The organism is Malonomonas rubra (assembly GCF_003247215.1).
Classification (GTDB): Bacteria; Desulfobacterota; Desulfuromonadia; order Desulfuromonadales; family Geopsychrobacteraceae; genus Malonomonas; species Malonomonas rubra_A.
The window spans coordinates 1-3,658 of record NZ_QKAP01000039.1; the positions used below are offsets into that span (position 1 = coordinate 1).

General features: G+C 51.6%; 5 protein-coding genes and 1 pseudogene. 5 read left to right on the forward strand and 1 reads right to left on the reverse strand.

The window, feature by feature from the left end:
- The 5 genes from Q7J88_RS03985 to Q7J88_RS04005 form a co-directional block, all read left to right on the forward strand.
- Nucleotides 1-204, forward strand: a 204-nt coding sequence (locus Q7J88_RS03985; protein WP_303720861.1) for a hypothetical protein, incomplete at its 5' end; no start/stop codon positions are given.
- Between the two features lie 103 nt (nucleotides 205-307).
- The gene (aroC, locus tag Q7J88_RS03990) at nucleotides 308-1,387 is read left to right on the forward strand and encodes a chorismate synthase (protein ID WP_303720862.1); all 1,080 of its coding nucleotides are present in this window, start codon (nucleotides 308-310) and stop codon (nucleotides 1,385-1,387) included.
- A 126-nt stretch (nucleotides 1,388-1,513) separates the two neighbouring features.
- On the forward strand, nucleotides 1,514-2,359 hold the full coding sequence (locus tag Q7J88_RS03995) for a thioredoxin domain-containing protein (RefSeq protein WP_303720863.1): 846 nt from the start codon (nucleotides 1,514-1,516) through the stop codon (nucleotides 2,357-2,359).
- On the forward strand, nucleotides 2,356-3,102 hold the full coding sequence (locus Q7J88_RS04000; protein ID WP_303720864.1) for an MBL fold metallo-hydrolase: 747 nt from the start codon (nucleotides 2,356-2,358) through the stop codon (nucleotides 3,100-3,102). Before Q7J88_RS03995 ends, Q7J88_RS04000 begins: the two co-directional genes overlap by 4 nt.
- Nucleotides 3,103-3,185: 83 nt before the next feature.
- A complete protein-coding gene (locus Q7J88_RS04005; RefSeq protein ID WP_303720865.1) occupies nucleotides 3,186-3,365 on the forward strand; it encodes a hypothetical protein in 180 nt (59 codons plus the stop codon).
- Between the two features lie 39 nt (nucleotides 3,366-3,404).
- Here the strand turns inward: Q7J88_RS04005 and Q7J88_RS04010 are convergent.
- Nucleotides 3,405-3,658 (reverse strand): annotated as a pseudogene (locus Q7J88_RS04010) (hypothetical protein); the annotation flags it as partial.

Here is a 3,658-nt window from a genome sequence, read left to right on the forward strand (position 1 = left end):
CCCTGTCGGGCAACAGGGCGCAAATTGGAGAGACATAAAGTGGAGTTGCAAGAAGTAATTTTGGTATATTTTCAAAGCATCTCCGAGAAAATGTATACCTTCGACACAGCTCAGGGGTCAAGAAAAAATTTACCAGAGGTAAAGTTTTTTACTTCTGGTAAAAATTGTCTTTATGCGATTTCCAAACAATGTTCTTCAAACTAAGGTGTTTGCCAATAGCACCGTCGCCCGCTTTCTGCTATGATTTTTGGTTCACAGCAATCATAATTAAAAATGTTCATCTCTTTTAAGTGAATAGAGGTTTAGGATGTCGAGTAGTTTTGGTCGATTGTTTAAAATTTCAACCTTTGGTGAATCCCACTGCGCCGGCGTCGGCGTCGTGGTTGATGGTGTGCCGCCGCGCATGAAACTTTGCGAAGCTGATATCCAGAAGCAGCTTAATCGCCGCCGCCCGGGTGGCAACAAGTTGGGCACCGAGCGGAACGAAGCCGATCAGGTACAGATTCTGTCGGGAGTGGAAAATGGCCTGACTCTTGGAACCCCGATCGGTATGCTGGTGAGGAACAAGGACCAGCGCCCTGGTGACTACGGCTCGATGAGCGAGATCCCGCGCCCCTCCCATGCCGACTACACCTACCGGGCCAAGTACGGGATTCACGCCTCAAGTGGTGGAGGGCGCTCCAGTGCCCGCGAAACCATTGGACGGGTTGCGTCCGGTGCGATTGCCGAGAAGTTTCTGCTGGAGCAATACGGTATCGAAATCGTTGCCTGGGTCAGTTCGGTTGGCCATCAGGATGCCACTGGTATCGATCTGGAAACAGTTAGCCGTGAGCAGGTTGATGCCAGTGATGTGCGTTGCCCCGATCTGGTTGCTGCGCAAAAGATGACCAAAGAGATCGTCGCAGCCCGTGCCGATAAGGATTCAATCGGCGGAGTGGTTACCTGCGTCTGCCGCAACCTTCCCGCCGGACTTGGCGAACCTGTTTTTGATCGTCTCGAAGCCAAACTGGCCCATGCTATGCTTTCCCTGCCGGCGACCAAAGGTTTTGAAATCGGTTCCGGTTTTGAAGGGACTCGAATGCGTGGTTCGGCACATAACGATCCCTTCGTCAAAAAGGACGGACGTATCGGAACCCTGACCAATTGCAGCGGTGGCGTTCAGGGGGGGATTTCCAATGGCGAGCCGGTTTACTTTCGGGTGGCCTTTAAGCCGCCGGCGACCATCGGTCAGGAGCAACCGACCGTCGATTACGCTGGCAAGGAAACTGTACTCGCAGCCAAAGGGCGGCATGACCCCTGTGTGGTGCCACGAGCTGTGCCGATCGTCGAAGCGATGACTGCTTTGGTGGTGGCCGATTTGGTTCTGATTCAGAAAATGCGTGTTTGATTTATCTTCGTTAAGAAAAAGGCCGTTCCGCGATGGGGCGGCTTTTTTGTTTTGTGCATGGCACCTGAAATAAAAATGTGAAATACTTTAACCTTATGTGATCTGCTAACAAAGGAGCCGAATTCGATGTTGAAACTGCTTTTGCCGCCACTATTACTATTGTTCGGATTTTCTCACGCGTTTGCCAATGATGTTGAAGTTCGAATGTTGCGCACTGTCGGTCTGGCTGAAACCCCGAAACAGGTTGTTGCCACTGGCGACGGCCAACGTTTCTATGTCTTGACCGAGGCTGGTGAAGTGCAGCTTTTCTCCGGCAATGGTGACCTGCTTGGCAGTTTTGACGCCGGGCCGGAGGTGACCAACATCTCGCCGCAGGGGAGCAACCGGCTAATTCTTGAGAAGGGTAAGCAGAAACAGCTGATGCTGGTGGCACTGGAGCCGATTGTGCAGATTTCAACCGAGGGCTCACCAGTACTGGGGCCTGCCGATGCGCCGGTGACGATCGTCATCTTTGATGATTTTGAATGTCCTTACTGCGCCAAGGCGCTTCCGTTGGTCAAAGAGGTAGTCAATGCCTATCAGGAGCAGGTCAAACTGGTTTTCAAGCATTTTCCACTGGCGATGCACCGAAATGCAAGAGCGGCGGCAGTAGCTTCGATTGCTGCTGAGGAGCAAGGCAAGTTCTGGCCGTTGCATGATCTGTTGTTTGCCAATTACAGTAAGCTGAGTCCGCAGAAAATAACGGAACTGGCCAAACAGGCCGGACTAGATATGGAGCGTTTTGAGAAAGATCGCAAGGATCCACGGTTGCAGCAAAAGATAACTGAAGATCAGCGGGAAGGGCAGCAGATAGGCGTGCGAGGGACGCCGACGATCTTTATCAATGGCCGTCTTTTGCCACAACGCAGCCGGGCAGCTTTCGATCAGTTGATCCGGGCGGAACTGACTAGAGCGAAGCGGGAGAATAAATGAGGGATAAAGTTGTACTTCGCTGCGTTGGAACCGGTGATGCCTTTGGCAGCGGAGGCCGCTTGAACAGCTGTTATCATCTGTCAGTCGGAGGCGAGCAGATTTTGCTCGACTGCGGATGTTCCAGCCTGATTGGTCTGCAGAAGTATCAGCTTTCCGCCGCTGCCATCGATACGATCATCGTCAGTCATCTTCACGGTGACCATTTTGGCGGAATCCCGTTTTTGCTGCTGGAGGCAAAATATGTCAGCCTTCGGGAAAAACCGCTGACCCTGATCGGACCACCCGGACTGCAGCAGCAGGTCGATACGGCATTGGAAGCTCTGTATCCCGGGACAATCGGGGATGGTCTTGTGGTTCCTCTGATTTACCGCGAGCTTGATCCGTCACAACCACTGCAGCAGGGTTTATTTACCATTCAGTGTTGTAAGGTCAAGCATGGCAGCAGCCCAAATGCCTATGCGTTGCGGGTGGAGGCCGGTGGCAAGTCCATCTGCTATACCGGGGATACCGAGTGGACGGAAAATCTAATCCCCTTGGCAGACGGCAGTGATCTGCTGCTCGCCGAGTGTTTTTCCTATCAACAGCAGGTACCGTCACACCTTGATTATAAGACCTTACGGCAGCAACAGAAGAGTTTGAACAGTAAAAAACTAGTGCTTACCCATCTGGGTCCGGAAATTCTGCAGCATTTACCTGAGTTGGAGTTGCCGATCGTTAGCGATGGAGATCTGATAGAACTATAAATTGAGCGGGGCGGTTGACATTCAAAGGGGAACGAGTAAATTATAACCGTACCAGTTAATTTAATTTATCGAGGAGGAATATCATGAGTGATACCAGCTGCGTAGATCCCGATAAGCATCATCTCCATGTTTGTGAATTAAAAGCCAAAGAACTGCACGAAGAGGTGCGGAAGCTGTTTGAAGAACCGCCCAAGTATGCCTGCACCAATTGCGGTGCTAAGGTTGCACATCCTGAAAACGTTTGTTCGCCAAAAGAAATCTAAACAAGCGGAATATCGGTCTGAATAAAGCGGGGTTTCCTTTTAGAACCCCGCTTTTTGTTGTTTGCCCAGCGGAGCTGGCAAACCCGGCTTGCTGAAAGAAGCAAGCGTCGCCCCGATCAGGGGGAAGACAATCCGAATCGCAAGGGCGCTGCTGGCAACGGCAGGGTCTGAAGGAAGCGATAGGAAGTGAGCTGCACATAGCGCAAGCGAACCTGATTCGGCGCTACGAGTGGGTAAGCGTGCAACATAACGTGAAGCCCGATACCTGATCAAATTCGTAGCGTGATTGAGGA